This window comes from Providencia sp. JGM181 (assembly GCF_018257375.1).
GTDB classification, from domain to species: domain Bacteria; phylum Pseudomonadota; class Gammaproteobacteria; order Enterobacterales; family Enterobacteriaceae; genus Providencia; species Providencia lanzhouensis.
Genome location: NZ_JAERJY010000062.1, coordinates 1 through 19386 on the forward strand (window position 1 = coordinate 1; position 19386 = coordinate 19386).

At 42.5% G+C, this 19386-nt stretch carries 16 protein-coding genes; 4 read left to right on the forward strand and 12 right to left on the reverse strand.

Annotated features, from left to right (window positions below):
- Positions 1 to 246: 246 nt before the first annotated feature.
- Positions 247 to 2625 (reverse strand): phosphoenolpyruvate synthase, encoded by a 2379-nt coding sequence (ppsA, locus tag JK188_RS09795; RefSeq protein WP_211885343.1) that lies wholly within the window; start codon positions 2623 to 2625, stop codon positions 247 to 249.
- Positions 2626 to 2906: 281 nt separating this feature from the next.
- On the opposite strand from ppsA, the gene ppsR reads away from it, so the two are divergent.
- The 4 genes from ppsR to JK188_RS09815 all read left to right on the forward strand — a co-directional run bounded on the left by ppsR (position 2907) and on the right by JK188_RS09815 (position 8203).
- Positions 2907 to 3749: a posphoenolpyruvate synthetase regulatory kinase/phosphorylase PpsR gene (gene ppsR / locus JK188_RS09800; protein ID WP_154604422.1), complete on the forward strand. Its 843-nt coding sequence runs from the start codon at positions 2907 to 2909 to the stop codon at positions 3747 to 3749.
- Positions 3750 to 3885: 136 nt separating this feature from the next.
- On the forward strand, positions 3886 to 4935 hold the full coding sequence (locus JK188_RS09805; protein ID WP_154599993.1) for a 3-deoxy-7-phosphoheptulonate synthase: 1050 nt from the start codon (positions 3886 to 3888) through the stop codon (positions 4933 to 4935).
- A 273-nt stretch (positions 4936 to 5208) separates the two neighbouring features.
- Complete coding sequence (locus tag JK188_RS09810) at positions 5209 to 7341, forward strand: TonB-dependent receptor domain-containing protein (protein ID WP_211885342.1); 2133 nt, start codon at positions 5209 to 5211, stop codon at positions 7339 to 7341.
- A gap of 490 nt (positions 7342 to 7831) precedes the next feature.
- On the forward strand, positions 7832 to 8203 hold the full coding sequence (locus JK188_RS09815; RefSeq protein WP_006813273.1) for a helix-turn-helix domain-containing protein: 372 nt from the start codon (positions 7832 to 7834) through the stop codon (positions 8201 to 8203).
- Between the two features lie 83 nt (positions 8204 to 8286).
- On the opposite strand, the gene JK188_RS09820 is transcribed toward JK188_RS09815, so the two are convergent.
- From JK188_RS09820 to btuC, 11 genes are all read right to left on the reverse strand, one after another.
- Positions 8287 to 9303, reverse strand: coding sequence for a lipoate--protein ligase A (locus JK188_RS09820; protein WP_211885341.1), 1017 nt, complete (start codon positions 9301 to 9303; stop codon positions 8287 to 8289).
- Positions 9304 to 9377: 74 nt separating this feature from the next.
- The gene (locus JK188_RS09825) at positions 9378 to 9863 is read right to left on the reverse strand and encodes a C40 family peptidase (protein WP_036950443.1); all 486 of its coding nucleotides are present in this window, start codon (positions 9861 to 9863) and stop codon (positions 9378 to 9380) included.
- Positions 9864 to 10005: 142 nt separating this feature from the next.
- Positions 10006 to 10413, reverse strand: coding sequence for a 4-amino-4-deoxy-L-arabinose-phosphoundecaprenol flippase subunit ArnF (arnF, locus tag JK188_RS09830; RefSeq protein ID WP_211885340.1), 408 nt, complete (start codon positions 10411 to 10413; stop codon positions 10006 to 10008).
- A complete protein-coding gene (gene arnE / locus JK188_RS09835; protein WP_211885339.1) occupies positions 10410 to 10757 on the reverse strand; it encodes a 4-amino-4-deoxy-L-arabinose-phosphoundecaprenol flippase subunit ArnE in 348 nt (115 codons plus the stop codon). The genes arnF and arnE overlap by 4 nt, the downstream gene beginning before the upstream one ends.
- The gene (gene arnT / locus JK188_RS09840) at positions 10754 to 12412 is read right to left on the reverse strand and encodes a lipid IV(A) 4-amino-4-deoxy-L-arabinosyltransferase (protein WP_211885338.1); all 1659 of its coding nucleotides are present in this window, start codon (positions 12410 to 12412) and stop codon (positions 10754 to 10756) included. Before arnT ends, arnE begins: the two co-directional genes overlap by 4 nt.
- 7 nt (positions 12413 to 12419) lie before the next feature.
- Positions 12420 to 13313: a 4-deoxy-4-formamido-L-arabinose-phosphoundecaprenol deformylase gene (gene arnD, locus JK188_RS09845; protein ID WP_211885337.1), complete on the reverse strand. Its 894-nt coding sequence runs from the start codon at positions 13311 to 13313 to the stop codon at positions 12420 to 12422.
- Entirely contained in the window at positions 13313 to 15298 is a 1986-nt protein-coding gene (gene arnA / locus JK188_RS09850) for a bifunctional UDP-4-amino-4-deoxy-L-arabinose formyltransferase/UDP-glucuronic acid oxidase ArnA (protein WP_108479020.1), read from the reverse strand. Before arnA ends, arnD begins: the two co-directional genes overlap by 1 nt.
- Entirely contained in the window at positions 15298 to 16290 is a 993-nt protein-coding gene (arnC, locus tag JK188_RS09855) for an undecaprenyl-phosphate 4-deoxy-4-formamido-L-arabinose transferase (RefSeq protein WP_036950457.1), read from the reverse strand. Before arnC ends, arnA begins: the two co-directional genes overlap by 1 nt.
- The gene (gene arnB / locus JK188_RS09860) at positions 16290 to 17435 is read right to left on the reverse strand and encodes a UDP-4-amino-4-deoxy-L-arabinose aminotransferase (protein WP_211885335.1); all 1146 of its coding nucleotides are present in this window, start codon (positions 17433 to 17435) and stop codon (positions 16290 to 16292) included. The genes arnC and arnB overlap by 1 nt, the downstream gene beginning before the upstream one ends.
- 124 nt (positions 17436 to 17559) lie before the next feature.
- Positions 17560 to 18327, reverse strand: coding sequence for a vitamin B12 ABC transporter ATP-binding protein BtuD (locus tag JK188_RS09865; protein ID WP_211885333.1), 768 nt, complete (start codon positions 18325 to 18327; stop codon positions 17560 to 17562).
- Position 18328: 1 nt separating this feature from the next.
- The gene (btuC, locus tag JK188_RS09870; RefSeq protein ID WP_211885331.1) at positions 18329 to 19333 is read right to left on the reverse strand and encodes a vitamin B12 ABC transporter permease BtuC; all 1005 of its coding nucleotides are present in this window, start codon (positions 19331 to 19333) and stop codon (positions 18329 to 18331) included.
- Between the last annotated feature and the right edge of the window lie 53 nt (positions 19334 to 19386).

Here is a 19386-nt window from a genome sequence, read left to right on the forward strand (position 1 = left end):
GGATTTAATGGTTTTAATTATTTAATAACTTTTTATTTAACATTAATAACGAATCCATTTATGAGACTATAGTTTTATTTTGCTGAAAATCTGAATAATATATTATGAATATTTACGTAAATTAAACTTACATTGAGTTTAATTCTATCGCTGTAATAGGTTGTCTCTATATATAAACAAAGGTCGGCAAATAATAATTATTTACCGACCTTCTTATAATGAACAATCTAAAAATGAATAATTAAATTATTGATTTCCAGCGATTGTTAGCCAAGTGTGCACTACTGTGTCTGGGTTCAACGATAGGCTATCAATGCCCTCATCCACCAGCCATTGTGCGAAATCTTGGTGATCTGATGGGCCTTGCCCACAAATACCGACATATTTGTTCTGACGCTTCGCAGCCTTAATTGCCATTGACAACATTGCCTTAACCGCATCATTACGTTCATCAAACAATTCAGATACAACACCAGAGTCTCTATCAAGACCGAGGGTTAACTGAGTCATGTCGTTAGAACCAATGGAGAAGCCATCAAAATGCTCAAGGAACTGGTCAGCTAACAGTGCGTTAGATGGGATTTCACACATCATAATCACTTTTAAGCCATTCTCACCACGTTTCAGGTCATGTTTTGCCAGCTCAGCAACCACAGATTCGGCTTGTGCTACTGTGCGAACAAACGGGATCATCACTTCAACGTTAGTCAGGCCCATCTTATTACGAACACGTTTAACAGCGTCACACTCCAGCGCAAAACATGCACGGAAGCTATCTGACACATAACGCCCCGCCCCGCGGAAGCCCAGCATTGGGTTCTCTTCTTCAGGCTCATATCTATCGCCACCAACGAGGTTGGCATATTCATTGGATTTAAAGTCAGATAAACGCACGATCACGCGTTTTGGCCAGAATGCCGCGGCGAGTGTTGAAATCCCTTCCGTCAGCTTGCTAACGTAAAATTCAACAGGGTCATCATAGCCGACCATCATATTGCGGATTTCTGCTTGTAATTCTGGCGTCTGAGCATCGAACTCTAACAGCGCTCTTGGGTGAACACCGATCATACGGTTGATGATAAATTCGAGTCTTGCTAAGCCGACACCTTCGTTTGGTAAACACGCAAAATCAAATGCACGGTCTGGGTTACCCACGTTCATCATGATTTTGACGTTCAAATCAGGCATGTCGTTCACTTCTGAACTGTGGATTTCAAACTCCAATTTACCGTCATAAACAAAGCCAGTATCCCCTTCAGAACAAGAAATCGTGACTTCTTGGTCTTCTTTCAGGCGTTCAGTTGCATCACCACAACCAACAACAGCAGGGATACCAAGCTCACGCGCGATGATCGCCGCATGACAAGTACGACCGCCACGGTTTGTCACGATAGCAGCGGCTTTTTTCATGATAGGTTCCCAATCGGGGTCCGTCATGTCCGTCACTAATACGTCACCCGGCTGAATTCTATCCATCTCACTTAAGTTATGGATGACTTTAACCGAACCTGCGCCAATGCGATGACCGATTGCACGACCTTCAACTAAGACCTGCCCTCGGTCTTTCAGTTTATAACGCTCCATAACCTGTTGGTTAGAACGAACGGTTTCCGGACGCGCTTGAACAATATACAGACGACCATTATGACCATCTTTTGCCCATTCGATATCCATTGGACGACCGTAGTGTTTTTCGATCTGTAAAGCTTGGCGAGCCAGCTCTTCCACTTCGTGATCGGCTAAAGAGAAACGATTGCGTAGTGCTTCTGGCACATCTTCAATCTTCACTTGTTTACCGTGCTCTTTACTGTCGGCATAGACCATCTGCAATTTTTTAGAGCCTAATGTACGACGTACAATCGCAGGCTTATTATTTTGTAGGGTTGGTTTATGGACATAGAACTCATCTGGGTTTACCGCACCCTGTACAACCATCTCGCCGAGACCATATGCGGAGGTAATAAACACGACTTGGTCAAAACCAGATTCAGTATCGATAGTAAACATAACGCCGGAAGAAGCGAGGTCAGAACGCACCATTCGTTGTACACCCGCAGATAACGCGACGCCACGATGATCGTAGCCTTGGTGTACACGGTAAGAAATAGCACGGTCATTAAACAGCGACGCAAATACATGTTTAATGGCAACCAATACCGCATCAATCCCTTGAACGTTGAGGAATGTCTCTTGCTGCCCAGCAAATGAGGCATCAGGCATATCTTCAGCGGTTGCTGATGAGCGAACAGCGAATGACGCTTCTGCTTCACCTTCAGACAATTGAAGGAAAGCTTCACGAATATCCTGCTCTAATGCTTGCGTCAATGGGGTATCAATCACCCATTGGCGGATCTGAGCACCGGCTGCCGCCAGTTGGTTCACATCATCAATATCCGTTTCATCTAGCAGGTTGTAAATACGCTGGTTTACACCGCTCTGCTCCAGAAAATCATTAAACGCCTGTGCGGTTGTCGCAAAACCGTTTGGTACGGATACACCAAGATCGGACAAGTTGGTGATCATTTCACCGAGGGAAGCGTTTTTGCCTCCAACACGGTCAACATCGTTCATCCCTAATTGGTTATACCAAAGTACATTACACGGAGTAAGGCCATTTGTGGACATTGAAAGCGATCCTTTTATAGCAATTTAGTGACAGACAACAAATCGTAAAAAATCTCGTTGGCGAAAATTCGCCTCGCGAATAGACTAGCACAGACGTTATGGGAAGATGGACTGGTGAATCGTTCCATCAATTAATAAAATTTTTTTGTTCTAAAAATTGTTCAAAATTTGTCTATACTTCCCCCCAGAAATGATTTTTAAATGTTTATTCACTTACAATATTTTCCGAAACTCAGAAAAAACACGATAAAAAGAAGCCAGTTATGAGCGAATTAAATTCTATGAGTAAAAATGCCAGCCAAGTTCAACGTACCGTTTTTTTCATCTCTGATGGCACCGCAATCACGGCTGAAACGTTAGGGCATGCCGTCTTATCTCAATTCCCATTATCCTTTATTTCTTACACCTTACCGTTCGTTACTACACAAGCACGAGCGCTTGAAATTAAACAAAAAATTGACACTATCTATGCTGAAACAGACCTTCGGCCGCTGGTGTTTTATTCAATAATTTCCCCAGAAGTCAAAGAAATCATCACTCAAAGCGCGGGCTTTTGTCAGGATATCGTACAAAGTTTGGTCGCCCCAATACAGCGAGAAGTCGGATTAGAACCGGAGCCAAAACTCAATCGTACTCACGGGTTATCCATGCAGAATATGAATCAGTATGATGCCCGTATTGCAGCAATTGAATATACCCTCGCTCACGATGATGGCATTTCATTACGTAACCTTGAACAAGCGCAAGTAATCTTAATCGGTGTCTCTCGCTGCGGTAAAACACCAACAAGCTTATATTTAGCAATGCAATTTGGCATACAAGCTGCCAACTACCCATTCACTGCCGATGATATGGACAATTTACAGCTGCCTGCCGCATTACGTCCCTATACCCATAAACTTTTTGGTTTAACTATCAGTCCTGAACGTCTTGCCGCAATTCGTGAAGAACGCAGAGAAAACAGCCGTTATGCCTCGCTTCGCCAGTGTCGTATTGAAATTGCTGAAGTAGAAGCTTTATTTAGGCAGAATAAAATCAATTACTTAAATACTACCAACTACTCTGTTGAAGAAATTTCAGCCAAAGTGATTGATACGATGGGATTACAGCGTCGTATTTTTTAGCAAAATAAAATATAAAAAATTATTCATTCAACCCAAGTTGGTGGTTTGAATTTGAGCCAGTTTCGTTTATTGTGACCTTAGTCACTAATACGGCTGTACGAAATGGCCCAGCCGAGTAAAAGTTTTGAGAAACAAAATGCATAAAACAGATGAGTTACGAACTCAGCGAGTGGACAGTTTAATTACGCCACAAACACTCGCTGAGGAATTTCCGATATCCCAAGCAATCGCCGATAACGTGACAGCGTCACGCAAACGAATTGAAAAGATCCTATCCGGTGAAGACCCGCGTTTGCTGGTGATTGTAGGTCCTTGCTCTATTCATGACATTGATGCCGCAATTGAATACGCTAATAAGCTAAATACGTTACGTCAAAAATATCAAGATCGCTTAGAAATTGTCATGCGCACCTATTTTGAAAAACCGCGTACCGTTGTGGGCTGGAAAGGCTTAATTTCTGACCCGCATCTTGATAATTCATGCCAAGTGAACACCGGCATTCGTTTAGCGCGCAAGCTTTTGATTGAAGTTAATCAATTAGGATTAGCAACCGCTACTGAATTCCTCGACATGGTGACAGGACAATATATTGCTGACTTAATTAGCTGGGGAGCGATTGGCGCTCGTACCACCGAAAGCCAGATCCATCGTGAAATGGCATCAGCGCTCTCCTGCCCTGTTGGTTTTAAAAATGGTACCGATGGTAATATCAATATCGCTATTGATGCTATTCGTGCCGCCAAAGCGCAGCATATGTTTTTATCACCAGATAAGAGCGGGCAGATGACAATCTACCAAACCAGTGGTAACCCTCATGGGCATATCATTATGCGTGGTGGCAAGAAGCCTAACTATGAAGCGCAGTACATTTCACAAGCTTGTGAAAAATTAAATGAATTTGGTTTAGCTGAGCATTTAGTGGTGGACTTCAGCCATGGTAACTGCCAGAAAATTCATCGTCGCCAATTAGATGTGGCGCAAGATATTGCTCAACAAATTAAGCAAGGCTCCACAGCAATTAGTGGTGTAATGGCAGAAAGCTTCTTAAAAGAAGGCAATCAAAAAATCTGTGCAGACCAACCTCTAGTTTATGGTCAATCGATTACCGATCCATGTTTAGGCTGGGAAGACACTGAACAATTGATTGAAATACTGGCTGACGCAGTTAACTTCCGCTTTAAATAACCTTTTTCATCCAAAAATGCCCCCTGCGCTTTGGCTTATTTTCAATCTAAAGCGCTTATTTTCATTCCCCGCCCAAATCACTCACCACAAACATATTCATTCAATGAAATAATTAACCCATTGTTTTAAATAAAGCAGCATTATTAACTAAAAAATACTTGATACAGCCATTTTATTAACGATAATGATTCTCGTTTTTAACTATAAGCCACCCAAGATAATTTTTTATTATCTCGGTAGCCAGAATCATATTACTCAGGAAAGGATTTCCTAATGGCGTTTACATTGAGATCAGCATCAACTTCAGATGCTTCACACAGCAAAGCATTTTCTTTATCAACATTAACCGTCGCCCTTGCTATGACTGGGTTCAGTACCATAACCTTAGCCGCTAACGACGTGATCCACGTAACCTCTACCCCTCTAAATAACGAAAAATTTGCTGTTGCCGAACAATTTGAGGTCATTGATACTACAGCACCAGAACAACAAACTGCCTCATCTGCTCTCGATTTATTAAAGGGTCAAGCGGGTATTTTTGTGACTGGAGCAGGTAGTACCTATGGGCAGTCAGTGCAGATGCGAGGCTACGATTCACGTGGCGTAAAAATTATGGTGGATAATGTTCCCCAAGATTTTTATTCAGGCTTATTTGATGCCACCTTCATTGATCCATCATTGATCAGTAAAGCTTATATTCATAAAGGCGCATCTTCTGTACAACATGGAAGCGGCGCACTGGCTGGAGCTATTTCCATCAAAACGTTAACGCCATCGGATATTCTTGAGCCTGACCAAAAATTTGGTGGTCGTTTATTCAGCGGAATGAATCGTAACGACCACAGCTATCATGCGGGAGCCACGCTTTTAGGGCATTTAGGTCCACTAGATGGCGTCATCAGTTACACTCAACGGAAAAAACAGCTCGCTAGCTCTCCTGTCTCTAATAAGTATGACCATCATGAATCTGTGCATAACTGGTTACTCAAAACAACGTGGTATGCGCTTCCGGCCTATTCTATTGGTTTGCAGTACAAAGAATACCGCAATGATGCCATTGACTTGAAGCAACCCGAGGTCATTGACACCCGTCAACCTAAATTTAAAAACTCCCCGCATCAGAGGGAAACCATACAAAAAGACATTATCATTGACCAAAATTTCACACCTGATAATCCATTGAATTGGCAGGCAAATTGGTCGATTTACTACACCAACCTTCATCTTTCACAATTAGATTTACAGAAAAAATCAAACATTTTTACGTCATACAGTTATGATACCGAAACACGTAATCAATACACCTATGGAAGTCAGTTTTCTAATGACTTCTCCATACATACGCCACGTTTAAGCCATCACGTTCAAAGCGGAGTTGATTATGTTCAGCAACATCAAGTGTCTAATGAATATGCTATAAGCTACCCTCCAGCTGAGATTTCGAATGCTTCTGCGTGGTTAATCAATGATGTAAGCCTAAAAAGTATACCTGTGACTTTGTCTGCGGGAACCCGTTTTACCCATTACAAAACTGCGCGTGAAAATGTTGGCAAACAGCAGCACAACAATTGGTCATCACGTTTTGCCGCTACCGTCACACCAACGAGTTGGGTCAAGTTACATTCATCCTATGCCGAAAGTTATCGTGCCCCACGTCTCTCTGAACTCTACAATAACTCCAACCATTTTACTGTTCCCATACTCGGTCTTGTCTCTGATTTCCGCCCATCTCCCGATTTAAAACCAGAGACAAATAAAACGGTTGAGGCTGGATTTGTTTTCAGTTTTGATAATTTTGTTTTGCAGGGCGATGAACTGCAAATTGGCTCAACTTATTTCCATACAAAGTCAAAAAATCACATCGTGACCGGCGGTAATTTTAAGAAGGTCAGTGGAAACTGGTTCCCATCGCAAATATTCTTGGAGAATATTCCATCTGCAACGATATCCGGGTTTGATAGCCATATTCGATATTCAAATGAGTGGTTTGACGTCAATATCAACCACAATATCACTGACGGACGAGAAGATGATACGCATTATTCCCTATCGTCCATTCGCCCTGAAACACTGATAATGCGTTTCAATGCACCAATTGCAAACAGTGGCGTCAACGTGGGTTGGTTTGGTGAATTTACCGCAAAAACTAAATTCATGGGGAACTCACAATATCAATCATCGAACCAAAATACAGAGAACGGGTTAGATCGCAAACACCGTGAAGTGATTCAATATGCAGGTTATGGCGTTCATGATTTTTACGTAAACTACAAAGCCGACCAATTTGTCAAAGGGCTAAATACCACCCTGACCCTGAAGAATGCATTTGATAGAGACTATGTCTCTTCTATGGGCGTACCGCAGGAAGGTCGTAATTTTTATTGGAATGTGAATTATCAGTGGTAATTAATCAGTAACTACATATTGAAATCAGGTTCATTTATCCCAATCTTAAATTTCACGGGTAAATGAACCTTTCAATACATCCCACTATTGTTAAGAAAACAATTTACCTCGGAATTTCCTGTTAATTGTTATATTACCTTGAGTTACTTTGCTCATAATTACATCAAATAAAAATTCAATAATTTACTTGGTTAATAAAATAGAACAGCACCAACAATAAATTTGAACAAGTCTATTGGCAAGCTAAACAAGCCTATTTTTAACCATGAAAACAAACATAACTAACTGTATTTAAATACATTTTAACATTCATCAGTGTATGTTTATTTTTTCGCATTTCAATGAAAACTATCGTAACAATAGTTATTCTCATTCAAAAACCGCACGATTAGCCTATCGATATATCGGAAAAAAAGGAAGAATAGACCATAATTTCATGAGTTATTATTAGTTATTAATGAACAATAGCCTACTAGAGTAGGAGGTAGATATGTCAGAAAGTGTAGTCAATGAAATCATTAGATGGCTTGAAAGCCAATTACAACGCAATGAAGGCATCAAAATCGATACTATCGCGGATAAAAGCGGATATTCGAAATGGCATTTACAGCGTGTATTTAAAGAGCTTAAAGGCTGCACGCTAGGCGAGTATGTTCGTAAACGTCGCCTGCTAGAAGCTGCTAAATCATTACGTGAAGGCAACTTACCTATTCTAGATATCGCGTTGCAATATGGCTTTAGCTCTCAAGCCACATTTACGCGTATTTTCAAGAAACATTTTGATACTACCCCTGCTAAATTCCGTCAAGCGGGTGAATTACCAGAATGCAAAACTTTTATGACTTGCAATTGCCATCATTAAGCGCGCATTAGATTTTCGTTACACCCTCAAACACCCATTCCAACGAAATCTATATTTTGAGCCGATAATTATCGGCTCTTTTTTTATCTCAGCTCGTTAACGAGCCAATTTTCTAAATCTGCAAACTGTTCAGCCAATGCAGGCCACTGCGTCTTCATTTGAGTCATTAACTGACGGATGGTTTCCGCTCGATAAACTTGTCCCACCAATTGCTGGCTTAACCATTCCAATGGGGATGGTTCGAGACTGTCGGTGAAAAATTGGCAACGCGTGATCACGCCTTTTTCAATATCAAAATGAAACTCAATACCGCCCCATGGGAATCGAGTATCCGCCATATGACTAAAAGCAGGCGCTTGCCCAAAGTTCCATTCCCAACTACTTTGCTTCGCAAATGTCTCTGCAAAATTAGGTAAATCAGGGAGTTTCTCTGGTGAGATATATTCTGGCTCGACGGTTTCACCATAATAGCTAAAGAAGCTATTTATGATCCCTTCGCACACTTTTTCATGGGAAATATCAGGTACTAGCTCATTTAAATTGGCAACGCGAGAACGTACTGAGGTGATCCCTTTGGCTTGCAGTTTTTTAGGATCAGGATTGAGGTAATTTGCTAATCGACTTAAATCGGTATTAATCAGTAAAGTACCGTGGTGGAAGCCACGATCTTTAGTTTCACGGTAGGCTGAGCCTGATATTTTTCGTGGACCATTTTCAGTTTCGAGGACTAAATCATTGCGCCCCGAAATTTCAGCGTGGATCCCGACTTTTGCCAGCCCATCCACAATAATTTGAGTTGAAATGGTTTTATCATATTCCGGTTTCCCTGCCATAAAGGTAAAGCAGGTATTGCCTAAATCTTGAAATACAGCCCCGCCACCACTACTACGACGCGCTAACCGAACATTATCTTGTTCCATTTTACGGGTGTTACACTCTTTCCATGGGTTTTGAGCGCGCCCGATGACCACCGTATCGGCATTACGCCATAGGAACATCACGCGTTGGTTAGCTGACATTTGGCGAAAAATAGTCTCTTCAACCGCTAAATTAAACCAAGGATCGAAGGATTCAGAGATAAATAAACGTAATGTAGACATTCGGCTATCCTAAAAGCAAAACTTGCCCCTAAGATAGCATAATCATTGAGGAATTAATGAGGAATGAAGCGAAATTAGATGCGCCGCGCCTGCCAAAACACTTTTCGCCAATAGCTATTATCCATCGATGAACGCATCACACCTTTACTGGTCGATGCATGAATAAAGGTGTTGTCAGTATCGTAAATCCCAACATGCAGGCCGTTTTCCCCTGATCCCGTTTTAAAGAATACAAGGTCACCCGGCATTAAATCCGATTTATCAATGCGCGTACCTAAACGTGTTTGGTCAACCGTCGTACGCGGGACTTCAATCGCAAAGCGATCGCTGAATGTTCGATAGACAAAACCCGAACAATCCACACCATTTTGGCTCATGCCGCCATAGTGATACGGCGTGCCATACCACTGGCTCAGTTGGTCTTTGAGCTGAGCGATAGTCATTATAGGATCAGACAATTGGGTTTTCATTGGCGGTGCTGACGTCCGTTTTACGGATGAAGAGCAACCAATCAGCACGAGGCAACACAGCAATGGTAGGTATTTGAGATTCACTATCATAGCGTACCTTATAGATAACCAGCGGGCATAGATAACCACAAAATAATAACCTTAAGTGATATCTTAATACGCGAGACTATAATATACAATAAACAACAGTGCAGCGCATAAAAAACAAACACCTAAGGCTAATTATCTGATGCTATTTAGCTTTTTTCGTTAAAGGCTTAGAAGGTCGACTGATCAGCCATACGCCTAACAAAATAAATGCAATCCCCGCCGCTTTTAACACCGTTGCGGGTTCATTGAACCATGGCAACACCACCGCCAATATGTAAACAAACACATAGCTGAGGCTGATAAGTGGGTAAGCTTTATTGAGCGCAATATATTTTAATGCAAATAGCCAGCACAGCATCGATAGTGCATAGCAGACTAACCCAACAAAGATAGTCCCCAAACTTACCGCATTATCTGCCAGCCATTCTAGCTGTAACCAGTGCCAACCCAACGTGAATGAAGGTAGCTCCACAACCCCCGCTTTCAGGCTGAGTTGTGCGACGGTGACTAATAGCGCACTACCGAGTACCCATAAGTATCCTTTATTCATACACTTATACTCATCAGTAGTATTCCTATCATGATTGAGGCAACTCCGAGCCAATGGTTTAGTCCAGTTTGCTCATGGTAGACAAATTGCCCTATCAATGTGACTAAGACAAAATTAATACTGAGCATCGGGTAAGCAATACTGAGTGGCATTGTTTCCAATAACTTTAGCCAAAACAGCATCCCCAATCCCAGCATTAATACCGCCAGCATCAGCCAACGAATGGCAGATGCGGCTTTATTATGTTTGTCTCCTTGCCAAGTTACAACGGCTTGCTTTTGGGCAATTTGCCCAATGCAAGTCAATACACTGACAAGGAGTAACAGAAGTAATTGCGCTATCATTGTTTATGGTAAACCACTATTGCCATACGGGAATTCTTAATGACTTCATCCGGCTTCGGAATGTCTGGCAACCCTTCTTTTTTACCTAACAAGAACACCACGGTGACCTGCCCTTCTTGGCGAGCTTTTGCCAGCCATGCCGCAAATTCATCTGGTTTAACCAAACGATGCGCACTGTCTGGGTATTCCAAGCCATAGGTTAATTCACCGCTGCTATTATAGAGATAAATATTGGAATTTTTGGTTTCCCATGCCAGCCCCGCAGCTACGCCGACGTTACTTGCCATCAAATATTGGCTATTCATCAAGAGATCATGATTTTGATGAATAAAATTCTGCGGTAACTTCGAATCAATAGTGTTATTTGGTAATGCACTACCAATACATAAGCTGACCGCCAATGAGCAAGATGCCGCCCACAGCCAATATTTCGCATTTAATACGGTGCAGAGATAGCCGATGATCGCCCAAATGGAAAACGCCACAACCCCCAGCACCATTTTTGACCATTCATCATGCTCATAGAGAGGCTTTTTGATCACGCTGCTAACGATAATTACCGCTATCACGGCGGCAATCCCGATAACAATGTTAATAATTCCGTTGGCTTTCAATGCCTTCATGGTGCCATTGCGCACACAATCCACACCATATTTCGCCATTAGCAGCGCTAATGGCGCCATAAATGGCAGCATGTAAGTTGGTAGCTTCCCGCGTGAAATACTGAAGAAAATCACCGGAGCCACAAACCAACATAATAAAAAGAACATATCTGGGCTAGATTTACGCTCTTTCCATCCTTTAATTAATGCGCCAGGTACTAAGCCCATCCACGGAATAGCCCCAAGTAAAATAATCGGAATGTAGTACCAGAATGGCGCGACGTGCTGAGCATCATCCGCCGTAAAGCGTTTCACATGCTCAATCCAGAAGAAGTAATTCCAGTAATCCGGTTCCTGTTTGGCGATTGCCAATGCCCATGGCAAGCTAATGATCACCGCAGTGATAATCGCTAATGGACCATATTTGAGCATTTCAAGGAAACGTTTTTGATACAAGGTGATAGGCAGCATCACGATGACGGGAATGGCTAAGGCTAAAAAGCCTTTAGTCATAAATGCCATACCGCAAGCCAAGCCAAGAGCGCCCCACGCGGCGAGTTTGGTTTTAACCTCTCGAGCCTTCATTGCCCATAAGCAACAAAACATACTGGCGGCTATCCATAACGATAGCATCGGGTCGAGAACGCTGTATGTCCCTACGGCAAACACCAAGAACATCGAGATGTAGATAAAGCTTGCCACATAAGCAACATGGCTATTACGCCACATCATTTTTGCCATGCGGTAAACCAGCAGAGTGCTCAATAAAATACAGAAAACAGAACCAAAACGAACGGCAAAGTTTGTGTCACCAAAAATCATTTGGCTAATATTGTTGATCCAATACCCCGCTACTGGTTTCTCAAAGTAACGAATATCCAGCATGTACGGCACGATCCAGTCGCCGCGTTGTAGCATTTCGCGACTGATTTCCGCATAACGGGTTTCATCCGGCTGCCAAAGTAAACGACTGTTTAACGGCAGCAAATAGGTCAAGACAAAAAAAAGAGCCAGCAGAGAGGCTCCTACTTTGCTCGCTCGGTTATTCAACATGGGTATTTTATTCCTCTTCTTGGCAGCCCAGCCAACCTTCTCGTCCCGGGAATGGGGCGCGAACCACTCTTCCTTTTGGAAGCGTATTGATGTCTTCAGGCAACAATTCACTCAATGTACAGAATTGGATTTCTTCTTGCTTAATTCGTTCCAATAATTGTGAAAATTGTTGTGACTTTGACATTCCTTCCACTTCCGTATGGATAGTATAAACCGGAACACCTTGGTCATCTTTAATTGCTTGAAGAATAAAATCATTAAATTCTTCGTCTGTTACCACTGTACCAACGACTTCATCGTAGGTCGGTAACGTCACAGGAATTTGCACTGTTCCCAATGAACCATCACGTAAGATAGGTCTAAATGGGAATTTTCCACGGCAGTCGCTGTTGTAGTCAAAATTAAATCCTTGTTTAACTTCGAGTACACGCTCGTCACCACGCCACCCTGCTACCGCAGAACAAGTGACTCGTTGACCTGTCGCGTGCTGCAATGCATCGACACCCAATTTCACTTGTTCAGTGAGTTGAGCCTCGCTCCATTTAGCCACTTTGGCTTGCCATCCTTGATGATCCCATGCATGTAAGCCGACTTCGTGCCCAGCTTCCAAGGTCTGTTTCATCAGATAGCCTAAATCTTTGGCGATTTTTTTACCTGGCCACGCAGTACCCGCCAGTAAAATATCCAGACCATACAAAGATGCCGCATTTGACCGTAGCATTTTCCACAGAAATTTAGGACGCAAAAGGCGCCATAAATGGCGCCCCATATTATCGGGTCCTACACTGAAGAAAAAGCTGGCCTGAATATCATGCTCTTTGAGCACTTTAAGTAATTGAGGAACCCCTTTCAATGTACCTTGATAGGTGTCCACATCGATTCTCAAGCCAACTTTTTTCATTATTTTTTGCTTTCCAGCTCTTCTACAGCACCCTGTAAGAAGAAGTCTAATGTTTCTTCAATGGTATCTTTCATGTCGATAGTCGGAACCCAGTCAAGTAAACGACGTGCATTTTCAACACTTGGTTTACGATGCTCAACGTCTTGGTAACCTTGACCATAGTAGCTAGCGCTTTCGATTTCACGGAAGCCAGCAAATGGAGGGAATTTGCTACGAGCCGGGTGTTTTTCGAAGCTTTCTAACAGCATTTCCGCTAACTGACGAATACTTGCTTCGTTAGTTGGGTTACCGATGTTGATGATTTGACCATCACATTTGCCGTCTTTGTTTTCAATGATGCGGAACAGTGCTTCGATACCATCTTTGATATCTGTGAAGCAGCGTTTTTGTGCACCACCATCGACTAACTTGATTGGTGAACCTTCAACTAAGTTCAGGATCAGCTGAGTAATAGCACGTGAGCTACCAATACGCGCAGAGTTCAGGCTGTCTAAACGTGGACCCATCCAGTTAAATGGACGGAATAAGGTGAATTTCAGACCTTCTTTCGCGCCGTATGCCCAGATTACTCGGTCAAGTAACTGTTTAGATACAGAGTAAATCCAACGTTGTTTGTTGATTGGACCCACGATCAGACGAGATTCGTCTTCATCAAACTCTTTATCATCACACATACCATAAACTTCAGAAGTGGATGGGAAGATGATGCGTTTGTTGTATTTCACGCAGTAACGAACAACTTTCAGATTTTCTTCGAAGTCTAATTCGAATACACGCAGTGGGTTACGGGTATATTCGATTGGCGTCGCGATAGCAACCAGTGGCAGAATAACGTCACATTTTTTGATGTGGTACTCAATCCATTCAGTGTGGATGCTTACGTCACCTTCGATGAAGTGGAAACGAGGGTTACCAATGAAACGTTCAATTGCAGATGAACCAATATCCATACCATAGATATCGTAGTTGTCATCTTGTAACAGACGCTCAGTTAAGTGGTTACCGATAAAGCCGTTCACACCTAAGATCAGAACACGTTTACGACGCTTAACTTGCGCAGTTGGTTTAGCACCAACGCGAACATCAGTCACGATGCCCATTTCGTTAGCTAGGCGGTTGCCTTGCATGTATAAACCGGTTTCGCTTTGACCGCTAACGATTTCCAGTGCGCCTTGACCACAAGCAATACGCAGTGGGTCGCTAGATAATACGGTACCCGCAGCTTTACCTTGGTTATCGTCTAATACACGCGCACGCCATACGATCATTTTACGTGCACCTAAATAGGTGAACGCGCCTGGGTATGGTTCAGTCACTGCGCGGATCAGGCAGCTAATTTCTTTCGCGCTGCGGCTCCAGTCGATTTGACCGTCATCAGCACAACGACGACCGAAGTAGCTTGCTTGGCTCTCATCTTGAGCAACAGTTTTATAGCTGCCCGCTTCAATTAATGGCAAAGTTTTGTCTAACAGAACTTCCGCTGCTTCACGAACTTTAGCGTGCAGCGTCAGAGCAGTATCAGTGTCCGTGATAGCCACTTTTTCTTGCGCTACAATGTCGCCAGCATCAGCTTTAGCGACCATTTTGTGCAGCGTTACGCCAGTTTCGCTTTCACCATTTAACAGTGCCCAGTTGATTGGTGCACGACCACGGTATTTAGGCAGTAAAGAACCATGCAGGTTGAAAGCGCCTTTCGGTGCTAATGCTAACAGTTCTTCGCTTAACATATCGCGATAGTAGAAAGAGAAAATCACATCAGGTTTCATCTCACGAATACGTTCAATCCACAGTGGGTGGTTAACGTTTTCTGGAGCGAAAACAGGAAGTTCCATATCTGCACTGACACGAGCTACAGAAGAGTAAAAGTGGTTTTCATTTGGATCATCAGTGTGAGTAAATACTGCCTGAATATCAAAACCCGCTTTCTCAAGCGCTTTTATCCCTACACAGCCAATATCATGATAGGCAAAAACAATAGCTTTCATTAGTTTTCTTCCTGATTTTTGTCGGTTTTAAGGTCTGCACCGACGACTTTTTGAATAAAATAACGAGGTCTCGCGCGCACATCATTATAGATCCTACCGATGTATTCGCCCAATAATCCCATAGCAACAAACTGCGCGCCGATAAACATAAAGAGTATCGCAAACAGTGTAAATACGCCGTCAGCTGCCCAGCTCGCACCGAACAGTAAACGTAAAACAATTAACAACACTGCTAGCACAAAGCCACCAGCAGCGATAATGCTACCAACCACGCTTAACAGACGCAGAGGCGCAGTCGTTAAACAAGTTAATAAGTCATACATTAAATTAATCAGCTTCATAAAGCTGTATTTTGAATCACCAAACTCGCGTTCAGCATGCGCTACATCAATTTCGATGGTTCTACGCGCAAATGTATTCGCTAAAATAGGAATAAATGTGCTGCGCTCATGGCATTGAAGCATGGCTTCAATGATGTGACGGCGATAGGCACGCAGCATACAACCGTAGTCACCCATTGAACGACCTGTCGCCTTGGTGATCATCGCATTGATCATTTTTGATGCCGTTTTGCGGAACCATGAATCTTGGCGGTTAGCGCGACGAGTTCCAACAACATCATAGCCTTGAGCCGCTGTTTGCACTAAACGAGGGATCTCTTCCGGTGGGTTTTGTAAGTCCGCATCGAGAGTGATAACTAAGTCGCCATCCGCTTGATTGAAACCCGCCATGATCGCAGAGTGTTGACCATAGTTGCGGTTTAAAATGATCGCAATGACATGGTTATCTGGATTTTCAGCCGCTTCAACCAACATTTTTGCAGAACGGTCACTACTTCCATCATCAACCAAAATTAACTCATAAGCTTGAGTCAGTTGTTTACAGGACTTAATCGTACGTTCTAACAGCTGAGGCAAACTTTGCTCTTCGTTATAAACAGGGATTACCACTGAGACTTTTTTAATCTCATCAAATTCATCAGCTAATGACACTATTTTGACTCCAAAAGGACTGTATTAATCGCACTCACTACCCGTTCAACATCCGCGTCAGTCATGTCTGGGAACAGAGGCAATGAGCAAAGCGTTGCACTATTCCATGTTGATTCTGGTAATGACAGCTCTGGGTATTTTTCGCGGTAATATTTTTGCGTATGAGCTGCACGGAAATGTAACCCCGTACCAATGTTATGCTCTTTCAACTTCTCCATAAATGCATCGCGGTCAATACCACATATTGACTCATCAACACGCACCATAAATAAGTGGTTGGCGTGTAAATGTGGGTATTCTGGCACAGATAACATCTGTAATGGAGAGTCTTTCAGTAACTCACGGTAGCGTGCCGTCAGTTCAGCTCTACGCTGGTTTAAATGCTCAACGCGGGACAATTGTACTACTGCAATCGCCGCATGAATATCAGATAGGTTATATTTGAAACCCGGCTCAACCACTTCGGCTTGCGGTTTACGACCTTGCATTTGGCGATCAAACGCATCGACGCCTAAACCATGAAATTTTAATGCGCGAACACGCTGAGCGAGTGCATCGTCGTCAGTAGCGACTAAACCACCTTCCGCACAGGTCACATTTTTGATGGCATGGAATGAAAAAATGGCCGTGCCCTTCTCACCAATCCACTCATTTTTATAGCGTGTTCCGACTGCATGAGCCGCATCTTCAATGAGGAAAACGCCCGCTTTTTGTGCGATGGCACGTAGGGCATCTAAATCACAAGGAGCACCAGCATAATGAACAGGGATTATCGCTTTCGTTTTGCTCGTTAAGGCTTTTTCTACCGCTTCTGGCTGAATCATAAGGGTATCACGATCAACATCAATCATAACTGGCGTTGCACCTAGCAACTCAATCATATTGATAGTTGAAACCCATGTTTGTGACGGAGTGATAACTTCATCGCCTGGACCAATACCCAGCGCCATCAAAACAACATGCATACCAGCAGTTGCCGATGCAAGGGCAATCGCATGCTTGCAACCATAACGTTTGCAAAAATCTTCTTCTAATTGATGATTCTGTGGGCCTGTCGTGATCCAGCCTGAACGCAGAACGTTTTCTACTGCCTTAACCTCTTCATCCCCGATTGCTGGTTTTGAAAACGGAAGGAAATTGCTCATATTGTTTGTAGCCTAGTTTCATTATGAATAGGATATTCTAGTTAAAATTACTTTAACCGAACCTCAACACCAGTCATCATTACTGCAATAATTGCCGTGATACGGGCAATAAGAACACGATTAGCTAATTAGTATGATCGTTAATTTGCCATACTTTATTCGATGAGCTCTGATTGAGTTTTATATCAGCCATAAATACATCTGACAAATGACTTTCTGTCATGACATTGTCAGGCTCACCTGCATAGATAATTGCGCCTTTCTTCATCATCCAAATTCGACTTGCATTTTTATAAGAATGACTAAGATTATGTCCACTCATTATAACTGTTCCTGCGCAATGACAAAAACATTTCACCCATTTATCTAGCATTCCTTGCTGAATAATATCTAAATTGTTTATTGGTTCATCAAATAAGATTATTTTTCCGCTCAAACAGTCCCTATCCCATACCTGTAAAAATACAGCGACAATCCGAATTCGCTGCCATTCCCCACCAGATAATTGGTTAATAGGCTTAGATAATAATGGTGAAAGTTGGAAATCTTCGCATAACTCGCTAAAAATCGTGGGTGGAACAACATGCAGCTCAATAAACAAGGATAAGTATTGAAACACTTTTAAACTCGGCAAAACTCCTGTTTGCTGTGTGAGATACGAACGATACCTTGCAACATCCTGAACAGCATAATCCTTCAGATTGAGATTATTAAAAAAAATCGTTCCTGTGTATGATGTGCAACCACTCAACGCTGAAAGTAATGTGCTTTTTCCTGCCCCATTGGCACCTAATAGGTGTATCTGCTCCCCTGCAAAAACGGACTGGTTAATATCCCGTAATCGGTTTTCCACACTCAGATTTTGCGTTTCAATCATCACTGTTTTATTCATATTACTGTCGCCATGTATGATTTTTGACGAGAAGATAAATAAAAATAGGGGCGCCCAAGGTTGCGGTAATCACGCCAATCGGAATTTCAGCATTGTCTATCAGTAATCGGGACAACAAATCTGCAATTAATAAGCATAGCGCCCCAGCAATTGCACAGGCTGGTAATAAAAAACGGTTATCGGTGATCCCACTTAGCCTTAATATGTGGGGGATCACTAATCCTATAAAACTAATTGCCCCCGCAATTGCTACACTGAGCCCAATTAATATTCCGGTAATGATAATTAATATTAATCGCCAGCGATGCGTAGAAATACCCAATTGATAGGCTTGAATATCACCCAGTAATAAATAATTTAAAATTCGTCCCTGAGCTATTACCCAAAATAAAAACGGTAGGCAGGCAATGACTAATTCTATTTGACGCCAATCTACACCGCTGAAACTACCCATCATCCAATACAGTAATTGGCGTAAATCTAAATTACTGCTCATGTAGACCATCCATGTCATGCACGCACCGCTGATCACGCCAAGCGCAACGCCAACTAATAATAAGCTGGCGTTATTCAAATGTTGATGGCGAGCAAAATAGAGTAAAACACCCGTGAGAACTAACGCACCAATAATGGCACTTATGCTCACTAGCCAATAATAGGTAATGCCCGATGAGAGCAATACGGTAAAAACAACTGCAACCCCAGCACCGTTACTGATCCCTAACAATCCCGGCTCTGCTAATGGGTTCTCAAATAACGCTTGCATGATAGCGCCCGTTACTGCCAATGCTGCCCCAATGGTGATCACCGCAAGGAGTCTAGGTAAGCGAATTTGCCAGACAAATAATTGTGCAGAATCATCCATCCATTGGTTTGGCCAATACCAAATTTCCCCTGCACTGAGCGATAGCATTGCAATGATACAAAGACTCAGTAACAACAAAACAATCAAACCCATATCGGATTGATGTTGTTTTTTTTGTAAGTTTTTCAAGGGAATAGTCATTACATTTACAATAATTATCTTTTATTAAAAAATAAGCGCGTTTTATATAAGAG